Consider the following 19764-nt stretch of genomic DNA (forward strand, 5'->3'; position numbering starts at 1 on the left):
ATGTGTCCAGTACATCCCAAAATCCATTTCAATGGTATCCAGAACGCATGAATGAGTGCGTTTTCTGTGTTTTGCATGGAAGGTGGAAATCATCGGAACAAGGGGGGGCGAACTCGATTTTTGAGGATTTCATGAATAAAATAGCCCAAAAATGGGGTTTTTACCAGGATTTTGCGGCTTTGGAATGCTGATTTTGCTGGTAGCGCTGGGATATTCCTGCATTCTCTTATTACGTAAATTATTGATAATATGGCTCTTAGATGGATTCTTGATTGCGTAAATCTTCCAATTCCAGTTCTTCCAATTAATTTTTCGAGGGTGCTTTTTTCTCTTATTATATATATAACTATTTAATTATTAATAAGTTATAAGACTCTAAAATGAGGGTTTGCGTTTTCATACCCTTTATTGGAATTTGGAAGAACTGGAATATTGGAAGATTTGCCTTTTCTGATATGTCCAATTTCTGGTCCATAACTTCTTCCTCTCCAAAGCCATTCATGGTGTATGCAAAGGGTGGGATAAAACAAAAAGAAGCCCCTTCCTGCGTATGATAGAAGGGTCTTCTTAGTATGGAGTAAATGCTTGTAGTGCTATTTTTGGTCGAGAGCTTCGTAGCGTGAATGTTTGCTGATGTATTCCGGTACGATTTCCTTCATCTTCCTTACGGTGTTCATGTCGTCGTAAGCAGCGGAAATCTGGTATAGTTCGGTAATGCTCTGCTGTGCCTCTTCGTATTCGTAGCTACGAACCTCGGCAATACGTATTTTTTCGTGGAACGAAGGCTTGGTGTTTTCTTTCTCGTTGAGCACTTCCTCATAGAGTTTCTCGCCTTCGCGGAGTCCCGTGTATTTGATTTCTACGTTTTTGGCTCCGCTCAACTGTATCATGCGCTTTGCCAAGTCGGCAATAAGTACAGGTTCTCCCATGTCGAACACGAATATCTCGCCACCCTTACCATGTGTTCCAGCTTCGAGCACCAGTTTGCAAGCCTCTGGTATGAGCATGAAATAGCGAATGATCTTAGGGTGTGTGACGGTCAATGGACCGCCAGCCTCCAGTTGTTTACGGAATAGCGGAATGACAGATCCGTTGGAACCGAGCACGTTTCCGAAGCGTGTGGTGACAAACTGCGTGATGCCTTTGATTTTACCGTCTTTGATGGCCTTGTCAAGGCTTTGCACATAGATTTCGCAGATACGCTTCGAACAACCCATTACGTTTGTGGGATTGACCGCTTTGTCGGTAGAGATCATCACAAACTTCTTGATATTGTATTTCACGCTGAGGTCTGCAATGATTTTGGTGCCCCATACGTTGTTTTGAATGCTTTCGCTGGGGTTGTCTTCCATCATCGGCACGTGTTTGTAGGCAGCAGCATGGAAAACGTAATCAGGCTGGAATGTGCTGAAAATCTCCTCCATGCGTTTCTCTTTGCAGATAGAGGTCACTACGGTATGTGCCACGATGTCAGGATATTCGTTGCTCATCATCAGTCTGATGTCGTGTTGTGGAGTCTCAGCCTGGTCGATGAGCATCATTTCTGCGGGCTTGTAGATGGCAATCTGGCGAACCATTTCCGATCCGATAGAACCGGCAGATCCTGTGATGAGCACTTTCTTGCCTCTCAACAGGGCCCCGACGCTATTCATGTCAACCTGTATCTCATCGCGTGGCAGGAGGTCTTCAACGCTAACTTCCTTCAGTTTGATGTTGGCAAGACTGCTGTCAGTCAGTTTTCCGTTTTCAACCTGCATCTCATGGGCGCTGATTGTCATATAGATTTTGACACCGGTGGAAATCAGCGTGTTCTGCATCTCACGGTCGTTTTGGAAGTCTTTAGTGCGAGTAGGGGAGATGAGTACACCTTTGATGCCGTATTTCTTGATGATATGTGCAATATTGTCTTGGGTGTTATATACTTTCTTGCCCATCAGTCGGACATGGTGAAGTCGGTTCTCGTTGCTCTTTTCATGGGCAATGAATCCCATCAACACAAACTTGGCAGGTTGCTGGGTACGAATGTACTTGGCAAGTCCCACCGCTCCTTCCATTGTACCATAGATGAGTACGCGTACAGCCTTCTTATCCGCCAATATTACGTCGTATAGCATCTTTACCAGCACGCGAATGGTCCACATGGCTAATGTGGCAATGAGGAACATGGTGCATGTCTCGGTCAATGTGAGTATGCCTATTTTGTCAACATGCAGATACTCCATGGTGAAATGGGCTATCAGCGACAATGCCAAGCCGACGGCATTACTCATCGCCACATGCCATAAATCGACAAATGATGAGTAGCGAAGAATTCCAGAATAGGTGTGAAATATTCTGAAGCCTACGCAAGTGAGAAGTACGTAGAGCAAGAGGGTATATAGCAGTTCAAACCGATGGTCTATGAATGCTCCTGTCTTGTTGAAAATCCAATAGGTAAAGAGACCGGAGAAGAAAATAGTAGCAGTATCAATCAAGAACATGCACCAGTATGGCAGTGCTTCTTTTTTGAAGTACCAATTCAGGATAGAGTTGAGTAGATTCATAGCTTTTCTTAAAATCTATATTATTTTTAACCGCAAAGATACGTAAAAAATATAAACTTTCTATAGTTTTGCGTTATTTTTTTTACTAAGAGGGCCGATTTTTTGAAAATATATCAAGGGGGGGGGAAATAAAGGCAATTTAATGTCCTTTTGTGAAGATTAGCATTTTGGGCAACTTCTGCCAATTCCCGTTTTTGGGAATTTTCAGCGTACTGCCACTTGTTTGTTTCAGCAGATAGGTGGAGTCGTTTTGCAAGGTGAGGGTAGCGGTGAGATCTTCGCTGCCAAAATCGTTGACCATCGTCATGACAATCTCTCGGCTTCCTTTTTTCTTGACCGATGTGATCGGCCAGCAGAAAGAATTGTGTTTCTTTCCGAGATAGCCAGGAAGTTCACCATAGATCTCTTGTCCGGGGATGATGACATTCTGGTTTTGAAAATCGATTCGCAGATAAACGTCGTATTCCTCATTGGTGAGATATCCACTGAAAGTGCCCTGTGACTGTTGGGCACCGACTGTTGCGAAAATGGCTGTAAATATTATTATGAATAGTTTTCTTTTCATCTACGTATTAATTTGCCGCAAAGATAGTAAATCTATATCAATAAATGTGTTTTTTGGTGAAAAATAATTGCCTAAACTCGCATGATTTTAATATTTTTAAGTAACTTTGTGGCCGTTATACATGTATATATGGGAAAAGAATTGATTAAGCCAGATTATGTCTTTGAATCGAGCTGGGAAGTTTGTAATAAAGTAGGAGGTATATATACCGTGCTTTCCAGCCGAGCTAAAACACTTCAAGATGCCATGTGCGACCGGATTATCTTCATCGGTCCAGATGTGTGGCATGATAACGAGAGTCCTTATTTTCAAGAGGAAAAGTCGCTATTGGCAGAATGGCAATGGCAGGCGAAAGAAGAGGGGCTGAAAGTAAAGGTAGGCCGTTGGGCTGTTCCTGGAAAACCTATTGCTATTTTGGTGGATTTCCAACCTTTTTTTGAGAAGAAAAATGAAATCTATGGCTGGTTGTGGGAACACTATCAGGTGGATTCGCTTCATGCCTATGGCGATTATGATGAAGCATCTATGTTTTCTTATGCCGCAGCACTCGTGGTAGAAAGCATCTACCGTTGGCTGGGCAAGGAAGTTGAGGGAAAACATGTGATTTACCATGCCAACGAATGGATGTGTGGACTCGGAGCATTATATATAAATAATGTGTTGCCGCAGATCGGTACCGTTTTCACCACTCACGCCACCAGTATCGGTCGTTCAATCGCAGGCAACCAGAAGCCACTCTATGACTATCTCTTTGCCTATAATGGCGATCAGATGGCAGAAGAGCTTAATATGCAGAGCAAGCACTCCATTGAGAAGCAAACCGCTCATTATGTAGATTGTTTTACTACGGTAAGTGATATTACCGCCAATGAATGTCGTGAACTCCTTGACAAGCCCGTTGATGTGGTATTGCCAAATGGTTTCGACAACAGTTTCGTGCCTAAAGCCGCCACATTCACCAAAAAGCGCAAGGCAGCTCGCAAGCGCCTTCTTGATGTGGCTAATGCCTTATTGGGCGAATCGCTCGACGACGATACACTTATCGTTTCAACATCAGGACGTTACGAATTCCGTAATAAGGGTATTGACGTGTTTGTGGAGGCCATGAATCGTCTGCTTCGCGACAGAGAACTGAAGAAAAAGGTCTTGGCATTTATTGAAGTGCCGGGATGGGTAGGCGAGCCACGTAAGGATTTGCAGGAACGTTTGGCGAAGAACGAAAAGTATGAAACACCATTGGATGTTCCACAGCTGACCCATTGGCTGCATAATATGAGTCACGATAACGTGTTGGGCATGATGAAATACTACGATATGCACAACCGTAAGGACGATAAGGTGAAGGTCATCTTCCTGCCCTGCTATCTCGATGGACGTGACGGAATAGTCAATATGTCATATTATGATGTGGTATTGGGTAATGACCTGTGCATTTATCCATCGTATTACGAACCGTGGGGATATACTCCGCTGGAGGCCGTTGCCTTCAAAGTGCCTTGTATCACAACAGATCTGGCAGGCTTCGGACTTTGGGCTAACGGCGTGTTCGGTCATGCAGGTGAGATAGAGGATGGCGTGAAGGTCATTCATCGCACAGATTATAATTATTCTGAAGTAGCAGATGCCATCAAGGATACGGTGGCGAAATATTCGGCTATGCCGAAAAATGATGTTGAAAGTTGCCGACGCAAAGCCGATGCACTTTCGAAAAAAGCACTTTGGAGCGAGTTTATCGAATACTATTATGAGGCTTACGACATCGCTTTGCGTAAGGCTCAGAACCGTATGAACAAATAATAAATAGAGTATCAACGTATATATAGAGAAAAGTATGAAAATCAAAGCAGATTACGTAAATGCTCCTCAGTGGAAGGAATTGACTGTAAAATCGACCCTTCCTGAGCAGTTGAAATGTTTGAATGAGATTGCCCACAACATGTGGTGGGTGTGGAACTATGAGGCACGCGACTTGTTCCGTGACCTTGACCCTGAGCTTTATCATGATGCCAAGCACAATCCCGTAATGCTTCTTGAGCGTCTGAGCTTTACCCGTAAAGAGGAAATCCTCAAGGACAAGGCTCTGATGAAGCGCATCCAGAGTGTTTATGCACTCTTCCGTGAATATATGGATGTTAAGCCCGACCAAACCCGTCCTTCTGTAGCTTATTTCTGCATGGAGTATGGTATCCATTCTGCCCTGAAAATCTACTCAGGCGGTCTCGGTATGTTGGCTGGTGACTATGTGAAAGAGGCTTCTGACTCTAATGTTGATATGTGTGCCGTGGGTTTCCTCTATCGTTTCGGCTATTTCACACAGAGTCTTTCTATGGACGGACAGCAGATTGCCAACTATGAGTCTCAGAACTTCGGTTCACTCCCCATCGAGCGCGAACTCGACGAGAACGGCAATCCTCTCGTAATAGATGTTCCTTACACCAACTATCAGGTTCATGCTTATGTTTGGCGTGTGAATGTGGGTCGTGTAAAGCTCTATCTGCTCGACACAGACAACGAACTGAACTCAGAATTCGACAGACCAATCACTCACTCACTCTATGGTGGCGACTGGGAAAACCGCCTGAAGCAGGAAATTCTGCTCGGTATCGGTGGTATGCTGCTGCTGAAGAAACTCGGCATTAAGAAGGATGTTTACCATTGCAACGAAGGCCATGCAGCACTTTGCAACCTGCAGCGCCTCTGCGACTATATCGATGGTGGAATGACCTTCAACGAAGCACTCGAACTCGTTCGCGCTTCTTCACTCTATACCGTTCACACTCCAGTACCTGCCGGTCACGACTACTTCGACGAAGGACTCTTCGGTAAGTATATGGGAGGCTATCCTGCAAAACTCGGTATCTCTTGGGATGAGTTCATCGGTATGGGACGTATCAACCCAGAAGACCATAACGAGCGCTTCTGCATGTCAACCTTCGCTTGCAACACTTGTCAGGAAGTAAACGGTGTATCTAAACTCCACGGATGGGTTAGCCAGCAGATGTTTGCTCCTATCTGGAACGGATACTATCCAGAGGAAAACCACGTGGGATATGTTACCAACGGTGTACACTTCCCAACATGGTGTGCTACAGAATGGCGTAAGGTTTATGGCAAGTATTTCAACGAGAACCACATGTACGATCAGTCGAACCAGAGCATCTGGGAGGCTATCTATAATGTGCCCGATGAAGAAATCTGGGAAACTCGTATGGCGCTGAAAAATAAATTGGTGTCATATATCCGCGAACAGTTCCGTGACACATGGTTGCGCAATCAGGGTGATCCCTCACGCGTGCTCAACCTGCTTGAGCGCATCAATCCTAATGCGTTGATTATCGGTTTCTGCCGTCGCTTCGCTACCTATAAGCGCGCTCACCTGTTGTTTACCGACCTCGACCGTCTGGCCAAGATCGTCAACGACCCAGAGCATCCCGTACAGTTCCTCTTCGCCGGTAAGGCTCACCCCGCAGATGGCGCAGGACAGGGACTCATCAAGAAGATTTATGAGATTAGCCAGCGTCCTGAGTTCCTCGGTAAGATCATCTTCCTTGAGGACTACGACTTCCTCTTGGCTCGTCGCCTTGTCAGCGGTGTTGATATTTGGATGAATACTCCAACTCGTCCGCTTGAGGCTTCTGGTACATCTGGTGAAAAGGCTGAGATGAATGGCGTTGTCAACCTCTCTGTACTTGATGGATGGTGGCTTGAAGGCTATCGTGAAGGTGCAGGATGGGCACTTACCGAAAAGCGTACCTATCAGAACCAGGGTCATCAGGACCAGCTCGATGCGGCTACAATCTACTCGCTACTCGAAAACGAGATTATTCCTCTTTACTATAAGAAGAACAAGAAGGGCTTCAGCGAGGGATGGATCAAGGTTATCAAGAACTCTATCGCTCAGATCGCTCCTCACTATACCATGAAGCGTCAGCTCGACGACTACTATGACAAGTTCTACACCAAAGAGGCTAAACGCTTCAAGGAAATCAGCAAGGACAACTGCCGTCTGGCTAAGGAAATTGCACAGTGGAAGGAAGTTGTTGCTGAGCGTTGGGATGCCATCAACGTCGTTTCTGCATCATGGGACTTCCCTGCAAGTGGTGCTGAAACCGGTGGTAAGTACAAGCTGACTTACGTCATCAACGAGCAAGGTCTTGAAGATGCAGTAGGATTGGAGAAGGTGAATCTCTATGTTAACAAGGAAGGACAGGAGCGTATCTTCAATGTAGAGCCTCTGAAGATGGTTGGTCATGAGGGTAACAACTATACCTTCGAAGTTGAGCTGACTCCTCAGCAGGCCGGTACCTATAAATCAGCTGTCCGCATGTATCCGAAGAACAAGAACCTGCCTCACCGTCAGGACTTCTGCTACGTGAAATGGCTTGAACTGCCCAACAACCAGTAATCTGTTGGACATTCAGATAAGATAAGGAGAGTGGCTTTTCTTCCTCGTGTGGAAGAACAGCCACTCTCTTTCTTTTCTATACAACCGCCTTGATGATAAACCCCCAATCCGTCTGATGACCGATTGGGGGTTAAAGGTGGATGTTGCGATTGTTATTTCAGGTAATCAGCAACAAAGTTTCTGAGTTGTTCATCGCGGAGATCGCGACGCAGGATTTTGCCTTCTTGATCAACAATAACGGTACAAGGGATGCTTTTTACATTAAATAATGTAGCAGCAGACGATTCCCAGCCTTTCAGGTCGCTAACCTGTGTCCAACTCGTTCCCCATTGCTTGATGGCATTTGTCCAAGCGTCTTTGTTGTTGTCAAGAGAAACACCGAGAATGCCCAGACCCTTATCCTTGTAACTCTCGTAGAGGGAAATCACGGAAGGCATTTCTCTACGGCATGGGCCACACCAAGATGCCCAGAAATCTATAACGGTCAATTTGTGCTTCTTTATCTCTGCCAAAGCGCTCACAGGATTACCCTCTGCATCAGGAAGCGTGAAGTCGGGCATGACGGATCCTTCCGCTGTATTGGCTTGCTTGGCCAATTCCTGTTCCATTTGCTGGATGGCGGTACGCTGACGCAATTCCTTCGGCATCTGACTGATGAGATGCTTGGTCGTTGTGGCAGAGAATATATCCTTGGAAAAGTTGAGGATGAGAAAATAGCCGAATTCGTTGTCGATATTGCGTTCGGCGGCAACTTCTACCTTGTTGCTGAACTGTTTGTTGAGTTCTTCTATTTCCTTCATACCCTTTTCTCGTTCTGCCGGACTGACGGGATGGGCATAGATGCGTTCTGCAATAAGATTGATGGCTTTGCCTACAACCATCAACGAGTCGTTGAGACGTTGCCACTCGTTGTTGCAAGGCGTACCGCCAACCCTTGATGCGGAAGGTTCTGCGGAAAGCCGGATGTCGATATTGCCATTCTCCCTGAAGAATGTGGCGTTGATCTGGTGGGCTTTCGCACTATAAAGCATGCAGAAGCATGTAGAATCTGCACTTCCCGAAAGACTGAACTTTCCGTTTTTTACTACTAAGGTGTCGCAGGGAATGCCGGTTACCATGTCGGTCGTGAGAAAGAGTGTGTCTCCGTCTTGCATGTTTTCGGCAGAACCTTTGATATGGTACGTGTTTGAATGACAAGCAGCAAGCGTAATGCCTGCTGCTGTCACTATAAATAATGTCTTGATGTTCATCTGAAGGATGGATATTATACAAGGTATTGGCTTGAGATACTCTCGTTGTTGAGCACGCGGCGGATGGTTTCTGCAAACATATCTGCCACAGAGAGCTGCTTCACCTTAGCACAGCGTTGTGTGTAGGGGATAGAGTCTGTGAAGACAATTTCCTCAAGGGCCGATTCTTGTACGCGTTCGCTTGCAGGGCCACTCATCACACAATGGGATGCACATGCGCGAACAGTCTTAGCACCTGCTTCTTTCATGATGTCGGCAGCCTTGGTGATGGTTCCAGCTGTATCGACCATGTCGTCGATAATCACCACATTCTTGTCTTTGACGTCACCGATAATCTGCATGGTGGCTACAACGTTGGCGCGAGCGCGGGTCTTGTTGCAGAGAACCAGCGGGCAACCCAGATATTTAGCATAGGTGTTGGCGCGCTTAGAACCGCCGACATCAGGTGATGCAATAACGAGGTCGTCTAGATTGAGACTCTGAAGATAGGGGAGGATGACGCCGGAAGCATAGAGGTGGTCAACGGGAACATCAAAGAAACCTTGTATCTGGTCGGCATGCAAGTCCATGGTGATGACACGATCAACACCGGCTACGGAAAGCAAGTCGGCTACCAGTTTGGCACCAATGCTGACACGGGGCTTGTCTTTGCGATCCTGACGTGCCCATCCGAAATAGGGGATAACGGCATTGATGGTGCGTGCAGAGGCGCGCTTGGCAGCATCGATCATCAGCAACAGCTCCATCAGGTTGTCACTATTGGGGAATGTGCTCTGTACGAGGAAGATATCGCGACCGCGAATAGACTCCTCGAAAGAGACAGCAAACTCGCCGTCGGAGAACTTTGTGATTTGCAGTTCACCGAGCGGACATCCTAAACTAAGGCAGATTTTCTCTGCCAGATACTTTGTGGCAGTGCCTGAAAATACCATGTAAGAGTTCGATTCTCTCATTTTGTAGTAAATATTGTTGTTAGTTGTTTCTTTTTCTATCCAATGGCCTTTCTGAGCTTTTCGAAGTGGGCAATAAGTTCTTTGTAGTCTAATCCCTGATGGATGTTGAAGCGGTTCCACAGGTCACCACAAATGACAACTCCGCCAAAGCCGAGTTCTTTGGCCATGCGAATATTGTCTATGTTCATGCCTCCTAATGCATACACGTGCCGGTCGATAAGTCCCAACTTAGAAGCCTGTTCCAGTTCGTTGGGAGTAAATGAGGCTTTCTCATTACCCGTCTGACTGTCGAAGATGTGTTTGAGAAACACGTAGTCTGCGTTGCGTTTAGTCACTTTGAGCTCGTCGAGCTTCTGACAGGTGCGACTCAGGCGTCCACGATAGCCTTGCGGGGCTGGTTGTCCTGCCTCGTCAATATGGATGCCTCTCAGATTGTATTCCTCCTTGAGGTAGAAGTGGTCATGTACTACAATCTTTGAACAGTAGTCTTCAGGCAGTAGAGTCAGCAGGCGCTCAGCATACATTGGCGAAGAACCAGGCTTGCATAAATGCAGGCAGTCGAGTCCCTCGTCGAAAAGTGTTGCCAATATTTTGTCTTCTTCCACGAAATACGTGGGCTTGGTCATTACTATGAGTTTCATTGCAATAATCTAGAATCAAATGCAAAAGTAATCATTTTATATGGAATAATGCAATTTAATGACAATAAAAAGCTAACTTTGCAGTCGAAATCAAGATTTATATCAAAAAAATGGAAAATAGTACACCTATATATATTATAGAGGAGGCGAAATTGCGACGTAATCTCGCTTTGATAAAAGACGTGGCTGAACGAACCGGTTCGGAGTTTATTCTTGCCTTCAAGGCATTCGCATTATGGAAAACATTTCCTATTTTTCGGGAGTATATTCAATCTACTACCGCTAGTTCGCTGTCTGAGGCTATGCTCGCTTATCATGAGTTTGGAAAGAAAGCCCATACCTTTTCGCCAGCTTATACAGATGGAGAGTTTGATGATATTGTAGCTTGCTCATCGCATATCACGTTTAATTCGTTGTCGCAATACGAGCGCTTTCACCATCGTGCATCATCATGTTCGATAGGATTGCGTGTCAATCCTGAATATTCGGAAGTGGGTACCATGCTCTATAATCCCTGCGCTCCAGGTACACGCTTTGGTATTACGGCAGATAAGTTGCCGAAAGAACTGCCGTCGGATATTGACGGATTCCATTGCCATTGCCATTGTGAGAGTGGGGCAGATGTGTTTGAACGGACACTACGGCATATAGAAGAAAAATTCTCTCCTTGGTTCTCGCAGATAAAATGGATCAATTTCGGAGGAGGCCATTTGGTGACTCGCAAAGGTTACGATATAGAGTTGTTGGAACGTATAATGAAAGGTTTCCACCAGCGTTATCCCCATCTGAAGGTGATATTTGAACCAGGAAGCGCCTTTGCCTGGCAGACTGGACCGCTTGTGGCCCATGTTGTGGATATTGTGAATGATCGAGGAATCAAGACTGCCATCCTTGATGTCAGCTTCACATGCCACATGCCCGATTGTCTTGAAATGCCATATCATCCAGAGGTGCGTGGGGCAGAATTGGTCGATTTGGAGGAGGCAACGAAAGAAAATACCTATAGATTGGGTGGTAATAGTTGCCTGTCTGGAGATTTTATGGGGTCTTGGCGCTTTAAAAATCCATTGGTGATCGGTCAGGAGATTATTTTTGAGGATATGATTCATTATACAACGGTCAAGACAAACATGTTTAATGGTATTTCTCACCCGTCCATTGGAATGCTCCATATGGACGGGAAATTGGAAATATTGCGCCATTTTGGCTATGAAGACTATCGAAATCGCATGGATTGATACTTTTTTTTAGAAAAAAATGCGAGAAAATTTTGGTAATTCAGAAAAATAGCGTACCTTTGCATCCGCAATCGAGAGAGATGCTCCTTGAGAGAGGAAATAAGCGGAAATAGCTCAGTTGGTAGAGCACAACCTTGCCAAGGTTGGGGTCGCGGGTCCGAGTCCCGTTTTCCGCTCATTTATTGAACAGAAAAGAGCGTTAGGATAGGTCTTAGCGATTTAAAGCCCAGGTGGCGGAATTGGTAGACGCGCACGTTTCAGGTGCGTGTGCCGCGAGGCGTGCAGGTTCGAGTCCTGTTCTGGGCACTCTTTTTTATTCACTAAATATTTTATGTTGGAGAGGTGGCGGAATTGGTAGACGCGCTACTTTGAGGGGGTAGTGTCAATTGCGACGTGGGAGTTCGAGTCTCCTCCTCTTCACCATAAAGATTTTTATTTTTTTTGTTGCGGAAATAGCTCAGTTGGTAGAGCACAACCTTGCCAAGGTTGGGGTCGCGGGTCCGAGTCCCGTTTTCCGCTCTTTTTTTTATTTATCCTAAGGAAAACCGAAATCTATTTTTTTATTTTAAAAAGATAAATATTTACCGATGAATTTATATATACGCTATTTTGATAAAGAGGTTCTTGTTGATAACGTTGATGATGCTATTCAGTTTCTTGCAGATATCGACGAGATTGGAATGAATCCTATTCTTGAGAAAGACATTCGCAACTACTATAACAGCGATATGTATTATCCTAAGCGTTATAAAGTTCGCCCACGAATCTATTTTATCATCATCAAGACTGAAGCCAAGACGATGCTTGACTTTAAGGAGAAGCGTGCGTTGCATCCTGTGCCAGAGGTTCATGAGAAAAAAAATGTATCGGCATTGGCAAGACTGAACGAAGAAAAGTTTGGCTGGTATGAAGGCTCGCTTGATTTTAAGCGTGTGCAAATAGTTCCTGGTACGGGTAAATTCCAATATCGAGATACCCATTTTGTAGCACAATGTAAGGCGGTATCAGGAATGGATTGTTATAATCGTATTATTGACCACTTGCGTGAACGGGTTGACGAAAGAAGTCAGTTCCCATCTGCAAAAGGAAAGAATTTCCATTTCCAGTTCTTGGGACTGTGTAAATAACATGTTGCCAAACATGGCGGTTTGAATTTTATCATTATAGAGATATTATGAACAAAGTGATGCTGATAGGAAATGTTGGTGCCGACCCAGAGGTTAGATATGTTGACCAAGGTGTGGCAGTTGCACGGGTACGGCTTGCAACAACCGAACGTGGATATACCTTACAGAACGGTACGCAGGTTCCTGATCATACCGATTGGCACAACGTAATTCTGTGGAGACGTTTGGCAGAAATTGTGGAACAATATGTGCATAAAGGTGATAAACTGTATGTAGAAGGACGCATTCGCTATTCTTCGTATGATGATCGTCAGGGTCAGCGTCGTTTCAAAACAGAGATATGGGCTGATAACATAGAGTTGCTTTCTCCTAAGATGCAAAACAATCCTGCAACAGAAACTTCTCAGTATGCATCAAGTTCTTCTTCTGTTTCAGAGAACCCGACCATGGTAAATTCCAATGATAATACTCAAAGTTCTGTCAATGGGCAGAATGCATCAATGACTTCTGTGGATAATAATGATGCAGAAGCTCTTCCTTTCTAAGCGACAATGGATATCCAACATATTTTATCGGAAGTGCAGTTGATGACTCCAGATTATGGGGCCGTTATTGCATTGGTTTTGGCATTTGCCTTACTCTTTGTCTCTGGTTTCGCTTCTGGAAGCGAGATTGCTTTTTTCTCTTTGACACCAAATGACGAGAATGAATTGGAAGAGGAAAAGTCGGCATCAGACGGCAAGATCATAGCGCTTCGTAACGATTCTGAACGTACGTTGGCAACCATTCTGATTACCAACAATTTGGTGAATGTAACCATTATCATGCTGCTGAACTATTTCTTTGCACGTGTAGTTGATTTTGGTAATGCGGTATGGTTGCAGTTCTTGTGTATTACGGTTCTTTTGACATTTTTGTTGTTGCTCTTTGGAGAAATTATTCCGAAGATTTACACCCGTCAACAACCACTTCGCTTTTGTCGTCGTGTGGTGTCTGGCATTATGTTTTGCCGTAAACTGTTCTATCCTTTTGCAACCATTCTCATCAAGTCTGGTGTGTTGGCAGGAAAGGTGGTACAGAAGGATAATCATGTGTTGAGCGTTGATGACTTGGAACAGGCTCTTGAACTGACAGATAAGAATGATATCAAGGAAGAACAGCATATGCTTGAAGGTATCGTTCGGTTTGGTGATGAGACAGCTAAAGAGATTATGACGAGTCGTCAGGATGTTGTAGATTTGGATTTTCGTTCTTCATTTAGTGAGGTGCTGAAATGTATAGTAGATAATAACTATTCTCGCATACCTGTCTATCAAGATAATAGTGATAACATACGAGGCATTCTCTATATCAAGGATTTGTTGCCACATTTGGGTAAACCTGCCACATTCCGTTGGCAATCTCTTATCCGTCCTCCATATTTCGTTCCAGAGACTAAGAAAATAGACGATTTGCTGCGTGAGTTCCAGTCGAATCGCGTTCATATCGCCATTGTTGTTGATGAATTTGGTGGTACGAGCGGTATTGTCACATTGGAAGATGTATTGGAGGAAATTGTGGGTGAGATTAATGACGAATACGATGAGGATGAACATAATTATGTGCGTATCAACAGCAATACCTTTGTCTTTGAAGGAAAGACGCTGTTGAGTGACTTTTACCGTATTCTCAAGATTGATGATGATTTCTTCGTTGATGTTGAGGGAGATGCAGATACTGTTGCAGGTTTGCTGCTTGAAATCAAAGGAGATTTCCCACAGTTACATGAGCGGATAGACTATCGTCATTTTACCTTTGAGATATTGGAACTTGAAGAGCGCCGTATTTCAAAAGTAAAGGTTGTGGTTCATCAGTCAACAGTAGAACCGTCTGTGGACAAGCAATAACGGTAATGCAACAAGGATGGTCACCATCCTATAGATGACCATCCTGCTGCATTATACCATTCCATTTGTTTGATAAGTTCGTTATAGTTTTTCTGTGTGCTGTTGTAACGGTTCAATGGTACGAACATACTCATTCCGCCGAAGTTGTCATCTGTTACGGTGAAGTCATCGAAGTCAACCAATCCGTTGGTATCCCATTTGCTACTTTTCTTTTTGTAAACAACGGCGGCATCGTAGGTTTGTCTCCATTTCAGGTAAGCTTCGTTGCCCGTGTTTTGGCGCAGGAAATCCATCATGTCGTACATGATGCGCTCTGCCCGGTAAACATAGTTGACGTTGTTGTAATAATACACCAGTCCATCCATATTGAAGGTCTTACCGTTGAGTTCGTTGCTGATGATATCGTGTGTGGCGCTGGCAAGATCTGATAATTTTGCGGTATTTACCGTTGATATGGGAACCCTGTTTCCTGTTCCTCCAGCTTCATTGTAGCGATCGCATATTTGTTGATACATAGTGGCGTCTGTCTTGTTGAACATCGCCGGTATTATGTTGGCATAGGGGGCTCCTGCTCCTGGTATTTCTGCTGGTGATGCGATGATGTAATCTGTAGTGTTACGGAGCTCGTAAGCCACTTCTACGTTCTGGAAAGTACAACAGTCTGCGAAGATGAATTTGAAGGTGTGTGGCAAGGCTGCTAGCGCGTCACGCATTTCTGTTATCTCCATCCATTTCGTTTCTTCTTTGTTGAGGTCTTTACCTGAATCTTGTCCGAAGGCTTTTTTGATACTTGGCGTTGAGGCTTTGGGTGTTGTTGTGTTGTGAAACAGCCATCCGTCTGCATGTCCCCATAGAACGAGGCCATACGAATCGTTGGGGTATTCTTTCATGCACCATCCCAATATTTGTTTCATTTCTTCTGAATCAGAACTGTAGAAATCGTTGTTGAATTGATAAACGGTATCAACAGGTTGTTTGGCGTTGCCGGTCAGTCTGATGATAAAAGGTTTCTCCTGTGGGGTCTGTCTGTCAACAAACACGAGAAGTCTGTCTTTGCTTCCCAGCTTTTTTGCCCCGATGATCATATCGTTGATATTGACTTGTGCGATGGATGAGAGATTATTCTCAGCAGCCATATAAACGATGACCGTTCGTCCCTGTCCATTTGATTCTGATGAGTTATCATGTGAGCATGCTGTGAACGCTAATACAGCAAGAATTGTCGTTAATAGATATTTCATAAGTTTAAATTTGTGCTATTTCGAATGCAAAGATAAGTATATTTGTGAATAAATTAGTAACTTTGCATCTAAAATTTGGAAAGATAATGGGAAAAACGTTTATATCTACACTTATATTCCTTGTTGTCACCACTTTAGACGTCATGGCACAAGACCCTTTTTTGCAATGTGAGGACACCTGTAGTCATATTCATGGAATAGATTTGAGTCATTATCAGGGTAATGTCTTTTGGGAGACTATTGGCGACAATACCAAGATGGCTTATGTCTATCTCAAGGCGACGGAAGGGGGAACCCGTATCGATGAGATGTTTGAGCGCAATATAGAAATGGCCCAGCGTTATGGATTGAAAGTGGGTAGCTATCATTTCTATCGCCCAAAGGTGGAGCAAAAGTTGCAGTTGCAGAATTTCCGTTCTCAATGTCTGCCTGACCAGCAGGATCTTATCCCTATGATTGATGTGGAGACCACAAGTGGGTTGCCGACCGATGAGTTTTGCGACTCTCTGTTCCGGTTTCTCGACTTGGTGGAAGAAGAATATGGGCAGAAGCCTTTGGTTTATACTTACCGCAACTTCTACAATAAGCATCTTTTAGGAAAACTCGACGGGTATAAACTCATGATAGCCATGTACACCGATGAAGAACCTGTTTTAGCTGACGAGCGAGACATTCATTTATGGCAATATACCGGTAAGGGGCGTATCGTGGGTATTAGCGGTTATGTTGATAAAAGCAGATTTATGGGACATCATAAGTTGCGTGAGATACGCTTTCATCATCGGAAATAGTCTTTTTGTAGAAAAACCAAGTAATAAAGAAATAAGAATCAGATATGCCAATTATCAAATGTCCTGAGTGTGGCCGTCAGGTTAGCAGTTTGGCCGCCACTTGTCCCAGTTGTGGGGTAGCTATTGCTGGTAATATTGTAAAGTGTCCCCATTGTGGAGAAATAGTATTAGCGAATCAGAATGTATGTCCGAACTGTCATACGAATATTGCGCTCAAAAGTCAGCAAGTTCCTATTGCTGCAAAGAATCCTTCGGGCAGTCATCGGGTTGCGGTCGGGCAACCTTCCGTACAATCAACAGTAGGCAAGCAAGGAAATCAGACTGGAGCTCCTGCATCAGATAATGCCGCAGAAGAGCAGCCCAATCATTCTAAATCCTGGAAGTTGTTTTTGGCCTCTTTCCTTATTGCCCTTACAATAATCTTTGTTGGTTGGTATTTTTATAATAAGACGCAACAGGATAACGAGACAGCCGCTTATGAAAATGCCATGGAGAGTAATGAACTTGCTGTGCTTCAGAATTATCTTGATATGTATCCCGAAGCACCACAGGAACGTCGCGACTCCATCATGGCCCACATAGATATTCTGAAACAGATAGACAACGATTGGTATAATGCTCTTGCCAGTCAGTCTGCCTATGCCCTTGAACGATACATTCAAGAACATCCAGAGAGCGTTCATGCAACAGAGGCACGTATTAAGATCGATTCACTTGATTGGGTTTCTGCTGTTACTCAGAATACTTTGGAATCGTATAAGAAATATATTGAAAAGCATGCCGATGGCGAATATATTGATGATGCGAAGACGAATTTTGAAAAATGCTCCAGCATGCAAGTGTCTTCTGCCGACATCGAAATGGTTAGCGGGCTTGTACGAGCCTATTGTGCCAATAGCGCCAACCGCGAACTGCTTGCCTCTCGTGGTGTTGACCTGACGAATGCAGATATTACTTTTGCGGACGACTGGGAAGTGAAAAAGGTAGAAAATGAGACTACGGGCGAAATGGATTATCACGTAAGCGTAACCATGCAGGCTGTGCAACGTGATGCGTCCCATAGTCAGACTTTACGTTTTACAGCCACTATTGCTGCAGGTCGCCTTACAGATGTTCATGTTCAATAAAATTCGTTTAAAAATGGCATCAAAGCGTGCATATATTCAGGCCAACAAGGATTGGTTGAACAATAAAGCGAAGGAGAAAGATGTTTTGCCTCTATCCAATGGCATATATTATAAAGTTTTGGAAACGGGGAGTTCATCTGGTCTTATGCCTACTGTGAGAAGTATTGTTACGGCCCATTATACAGGACGGACCATAGACAATCGGGTCTTTGACACTAGTCGTGGTGGTGTGCCGTTGGCTTGTCGGCTATGCGATCTTATCCAGGGATGGATTGTTGCTATGCAACAGATGCATGTTGGGGACAAATGGGAAGTGTATATCCCTGCAGAAATGGGATATGGGAAATTTTCCCAACCAGGGATTCCTGCCGGTTCTACTCTGATATTTGAGATAGAACTGTTGGCTTGTGATTGAAAGTTGCTGACGTTGATGGCAGAGAAGTGATTTCAAACTAACAAATGGGCTGATCATGGGCAAACAAGGGCTAAACATGATAAAAGTGAAGGTGAATCATGTCGCGAAAGGAGTGCAAACAGAAAAATAAGATGTACTTTTGTTGGCAATTTTAATAACATACTAATGAAAGAAACAACTCAGAATATTATAAATATACAACACGTCACCAAAAGGTTTGGCGAGAAGGTGGCACTTGCCGACATCAATCTCTACGTCCGTAAAGGTGAGTTTATGACCATTTTGGGACCATCAGGATGTGGTAAAACCACCTTGCTTCGCCTGTTGGCAGGATTCGAAACAGCTACAGAGGGAGTTATCTCTTTTGACGGTACTGACATTACCAACACACCACCTTATAAACGCAATGTCAATACGGTATTTCAGAAATATGCATTATTTCCACATCTTAACGTCTACGATAATATAGCTTTCGGATTGAAGTTGAAAAATACGCCTAAAGCCGAAATCATGCCGAAAATAAAAGCTGCGTTGAAGATGGTAAACATGAGCGATTATGAATATCGTGATGTCAACTCCTTGTCGGGAGGACAGCAACAACGTATTGCTATCGCCAGAGCTATTGTCAACGAACCAGAGGTGCTTCTGTTGGATGAACCGTTGGCGGCTCTTGATCTGAAAATGCGGAAGGATATGCAACTCGAACTGAAAGAGATGCATGAACGGTTAGGGATTACTTTCGTTTACGTTACCCACGACCAAGAAGAAGCCCTTACGCTGAGCGACCGTATCGTGGTGATGAGTGAAGGAGAGGTTCAGCAGATAGGAACTCCTACAGATATTTATAACGAACCGGCCAATGCCTTCGTGGCAGATTTTATCGGAGAGAGTAATATTCTTGACGGAACGATGCGCCATGATTGTCTTGTTACTGTGGCAGAAAAAGACATCGCTTGTGTGGATAAGGGATTCTTGATTGATGAACAAGTGGATGTGGTGATACGACCTGAAGATGTTGAGATGACAACCAATACGGCTGAAGCCCAGTTCGTTGGACAGGTTACCTCGTCCATATTCAAAGGCGTACATTATGAGATGTTGGTGGTAACCGACAACGGATACGAACTGCTGGTTCAGAATTACAAACACTTCGAAGTGGGGCAGACTGTGGGTATGAATATCACTCCAGACAATATTCATATTATGCGGAAGGATTGTACCGCCAATATTTATCGGGCGAAGGTGAATGCTCCGGACGTGGTGGAATTTCTCGGACAGGAATTCCGGTTGTCACTTCCAGAACGGCTGCAGAACGCATACGCAATTGATGTGAAAGTTGCGTTTGATGCCGTTGAATTGTTTGATAACGAGCAAGACGGAACATTTACGGGCGATATTTGTTTTATACTCTATAAAGGAAATCACTACCATCTTACCATAGATACCGATTGGGGCGAAAAACTCTATGTTGACACACAAGACGTGTGGGATTTGGGCGATCATGTTGGCATTACCATACAGAAAGTGGAATGTGGCGAGATGAAGTATGAAGCAGTTCCCTGACAACAATACCAGAAAGACA

General features: G+C 44.3%; 16 protein-coding genes and 4 tRNA genes. 14 read left to right on the forward strand and 6 right to left on the reverse strand.

Features of this window, described 5'->3' with window-relative positions; all coding sequences use genetic code 11:
* Nucleotides 1–593: 593 nt before the first annotated feature.
* Both CIK88_RS09410 and CIK88_RS09415 read right to left on the reverse strand, forming a co-directional pair.
* The gene (locus tag CIK88_RS09410) at nt 594–2543 is read right to left on the reverse strand and encodes a nucleoside-diphosphate sugar epimerase/dehydratase (protein WP_094436094.1); all 1950 of its coding nucleotides are present in this window, start codon (nt 2541–2543) and stop codon (nt 594–596) included.
* Between the two features lie 139 nt (nt 2544–2682).
* Complete coding sequence (locus CIK88_RS09415; protein WP_094436096.1) at nt 2683–3108, reverse strand: hypothetical protein; 426 nt, start codon at nt 3106–3108, stop codon at nt 2683–2685.
* A gap of 129 nt (nt 3109–3237) precedes the next feature.
* Between CIK88_RS09415 and CIK88_RS09420 the strand changes: the two genes are divergently transcribed.
* Nucleotides 3238–4905 (forward strand): glycogen/starch synthase, encoded by a 1668-nt coding sequence (locus CIK88_RS09420; protein WP_094436098.1) that lies wholly within the window; start codon nt 3238–3240, stop codon nt 4903–4905.
* Nucleotides 4906–4939: 34 nt separating this feature from the next.
* On the forward strand, nt 4940–7513 hold the full coding sequence (glgP, locus tag CIK88_RS09425; RefSeq protein WP_094436100.1) for an alpha-glucan family phosphorylase: 2574 nt from the start codon (nt 4940–4942) through the stop codon (nt 7511–7513).
* A gap of 152 nt (nt 7514–7665) precedes the next feature.
* On the opposite strand, the gene CIK88_RS09430 is transcribed toward glgP, so the two are convergent.
* Genes CIK88_RS09430 through CIK88_RS09440 form a run of 3 tightly spaced genes read right to left on the reverse strand, consistent with a single transcriptional unit; the run spans nt 7666 to nt 10357 of the window.
* Nucleotides 7666–8763 carry a TlpA disulfide reductase family protein gene (locus CIK88_RS09430; RefSeq protein ID WP_094390021.1) on the reverse strand — a complete coding sequence of 366 codons (1098 nt, stop codon included), beginning with the start codon at nt 8761–8763 and terminating at the stop codon, nt 7666–7668.
* Between the two features lie 14 nt (nt 8764–8777).
* Nucleotides 8778–9716: a ribose-phosphate pyrophosphokinase gene (locus CIK88_RS09435; RefSeq protein WP_094390022.1), complete on the reverse strand. Its 939-nt coding sequence runs from the start codon at nt 9714–9716 to the stop codon at nt 8778–8780.
* Between the two features lie 35 nt (nt 9717–9751).
* Nucleotides 9752–10357 (reverse strand): thiamine phosphate synthase, encoded by a 606-nt coding sequence (locus tag CIK88_RS09440; protein ID WP_094390023.1) that lies wholly within the window; start codon nt 10355–10357, stop codon nt 9752–9754.
* Nucleotides 10358–10467: 110 nt separating this feature from the next.
* Here CIK88_RS09440 and nspC point away from each other — a divergent pair, with 110 nt between their 5' ends.
* From nspC to gldE, 8 genes are all read left to right on the forward strand, one after another.
* Complete coding sequence (gene nspC, locus CIK88_RS09445; RefSeq protein WP_094436102.1) at nt 10468–11595, forward strand: carboxynorspermidine decarboxylase; 1128 nt, start codon at nt 10468–10470, stop codon at nt 11593–11595.
* Nucleotides 11596–11698: 103 nt separating this feature from the next.
* Nucleotides 11699–11771, forward strand: a tRNA-Gly gene (locus CIK88_RS09450).
* A 48-nt stretch (nt 11772–11819) separates the two neighbouring features.
* Nucleotides 11820–11901, forward strand: a tRNA-Leu gene (locus CIK88_RS09455).
* Nucleotides 11902–11931: 30 nt separating this feature from the next.
* Nucleotides 11932–12018 (forward strand) — tRNA-Leu (locus CIK88_RS09460).
* A 23-nt stretch (nt 12019–12041) separates the two neighbouring features.
* Nucleotides 12042–12114 (forward strand) — tRNA-Gly (locus tag CIK88_RS09465).
* A gap of 68 nt (nt 12115–12182) precedes the next feature.
* Nucleotides 12183–12722: a hypothetical protein gene (locus CIK88_RS09470; RefSeq protein WP_094436104.1), complete on the forward strand. Its 540-nt coding sequence runs from the start codon at nt 12183–12185 to the stop codon at nt 12720–12722.
* 47 nt (nt 12723–12769) lie between these two features.
* The gene (locus tag CIK88_RS09475) at nt 12770–13267 is read left to right on the forward strand and encodes a single-stranded DNA-binding protein (protein ID WP_094390026.1); all 498 of its coding nucleotides are present in this window, start codon (nt 12770–12772) and stop codon (nt 13265–13267) included.
* 42 nt (nt 13268–13309) lie between these two features.
* Nucleotides 13310–14608, forward strand: coding sequence for a gliding motility-associated protein GldE (gldE, locus tag CIK88_RS09480; RefSeq protein ID WP_371591559.1), 1299 nt, complete (start codon nt 13310–13312; stop codon nt 14606–14608).
* Nucleotides 14609–14628: 20 nt separating this feature from the next.
* On the opposite strand, the gene CIK88_RS09485 is transcribed toward gldE, so the two are convergent.
* Nucleotides 14629–15849: a clostripain-related cysteine peptidase gene (locus CIK88_RS09485; RefSeq protein ID WP_094436108.1), complete on the reverse strand. Its 1221-nt coding sequence runs from the start codon at nt 15847–15849 to the stop codon at nt 14629–14631.
* An 86-nt stretch (nt 15850–15935) separates the two neighbouring features.
* On the opposite strand from CIK88_RS09485, the gene CIK88_RS09490 reads away from it, so the two are divergent.
* The 4 genes from CIK88_RS09490 (at nt 15936) to CIK88_RS09505 (ending at nt 19745) form a co-directional block, all read left to right on the forward strand.
* Nucleotides 15936–16640 carry a glycoside hydrolase family 25 protein gene (locus CIK88_RS09490; protein WP_094436110.1) on the forward strand — a complete coding sequence of 235 codons (705 nt, stop codon included), beginning with the start codon at nt 15936–15938 and terminating at the stop codon, nt 16638–16640.
* A 44-nt stretch (nt 16641–16684) separates the two neighbouring features.
* Nucleotides 16685–17767 (forward strand): zinc ribbon domain-containing protein, encoded by a 1083-nt coding sequence (locus CIK88_RS09495; RefSeq protein WP_094390030.1) that lies wholly within the window; start codon nt 16685–16687, stop codon nt 17765–17767.
* 13 nt (nt 17768–17780) lie between these two features.
* Complete coding sequence (locus tag CIK88_RS09500) at nt 17781–18182, forward strand: FKBP-type peptidyl-prolyl cis-trans isomerase (RefSeq protein WP_094390068.1); 402 nt, start codon at nt 17781–17783, stop codon at nt 18180–18182.
* Nucleotides 18183–18347: 165 nt separating this feature from the next.
* Complete coding sequence (locus CIK88_RS09505) at nt 18348–19745, forward strand: ABC transporter ATP-binding protein (RefSeq protein WP_094390031.1); 1398 nt, start codon at nt 18348–18350, stop codon at nt 19743–19745.
* The last annotated feature ends 19 nt before the right edge of the window (nt 19746–19764 follow it).

Source organism: Prevotella sp. P5-50 (genome assembly GCF_002251295.1).
Lineage (GTDB): Bacteria > Bacteroidota > Bacteroidia > Bacteroidales > Bacteroidaceae > Prevotella.